The 1,524-nt window shown below is 30.6% G+C and carries 1 protein-coding gene; it reads left to right on the plus strand.

Features of this window, described 5'->3' with window-relative positions:
* The coding region (locus tag SAGCYANO_RS05540) for a hypothetical protein (RefSeq protein ID WP_202219164.1) at positions 1 to 987 on the plus strand (987 nt) is incomplete at its 5' end.
* Positions 988 to 1,524 lie beyond the last annotated feature (537 nt).

A 1,524-nucleotide genomic window follows, 5' to 3' on the forward strand; every position in this document is an offset into this window, starting at 1 on the left:
GCAGCAACTACTTACAGTATTATTTTCATAATTACATTAACAGTAGTTTTTGTTCTTGCCAATATAATTTTTCCTTATCCTAACATTCCTAATTATCCTAGTTATGTTAGTCTTAAGTTAAAAAACTTTGCCGAACACAAAGATGAATATAATGCTATTTTTATCGGTCCTAGTACAACTTTTCACGGTATAGTACCTAATTTATTTGATAAATTAATGGCAGAACAAAACGTAGAAATCAAATCTTTTAACTTAGGATTTGGTGGAGCAACAGTAGCAGAGATAGACTTTTATTTAAGAACAATTATTGCTTTAAAACCGGCTAATTTAAAGTGGTTATTTATAGAATATCAAGATAGTTTGTATGAGCACTTAAGTAATGCAGATTCTGCCAGAAGTATATATTGGCATACTCCCAAGGAAACTATCTTAGCTTTAGGTATAACCTTGGAACAAGAAAAGCCCTTGCGAAAAAAGTTTTCTACTGCTTATGGTAACTTAAAAAGTCTATTCTATAGAACTTTATGGATGGGTAGATTTTCTGATTTTTGGTCAGAAAAAGTCTTAGGTTCTAATTTAGTTGAATTTCTAAAAAAACCATACTCCAAACTGTTGATACAAGAATCTGGATATTCTGCTTCAGATGGGAAAAAAAAACCTGCTAAAAGTGAGATTGGTCGTCGGCAAAGATTTTTAAATAATTTAGATGATTATTATCAAAGGGTAGATAAGTTGAAGCAAAGGAACACTGCATCAATTAATTTCTCTAAAACTTATAGCTTGAAGGTTCTCAAAAATATGTGCGATCGCATCGAAGAACAGGGAATTAAGCCCATTCTTTTTATATCTCCAACTTTGGAATATCAAGAATCAACAGCAATCGAATTGTATAAACGGTACAATAAATCGGCAGTTTTTGCTTTAGACAATCCCGAAATTTTCCTACTTTATATCAAGTTGAAAGTAGATGGGGTTTCGCGCACCTAAATGACAGAGGTGCAAGGGAATTTACTCGTTTTATGGCAGAACAATTTGCTCAATATCTTGAAACAGAAAAATCAGGAATCTATCCTTTTTAACGAAGTCAGAAGTCAGAAGTCAGAAGTTATTTTTGTAAGGGGGATTTGAGCAAGGTTCCAAAAATATTTCGTCTTAAAAGGTGGGGTTGCGCGACTCAATCCTGTTTGATAAACATTTGATAAACATTAAAAATGATTTTTACATAATTTCGCTTCCTGTTTTTCTTACTTACCGAAAAATTAATAATTAATAAATTTTAATTCAATAATTCAGCTTTATTAGCCGACCCTTTCAAGCGGAAAAAGAAATAATATTTCCTCACATTCAATTCCGTAAAGATTTTAACCATAGGTAATTATCCATTATCTATTAATGAAAGTTTTCTGTATCTATAAAATGCTGTAAATGTTATAATTTTAAAGAGTGATAGATTATATATTGGATAGACAAAAATTTATGACAAAAGTTGATATATCGAGAGATAGGAAATATTATAAATTTTTG

This window comes from Okeania sp. KiyG1 (assembly GCF_014132355.1).
Taxonomy (GTDB): Bacteria; Cyanobacteriota; Cyanobacteriia; order Cyanobacteriales; family Microcoleaceae; genus Okeania.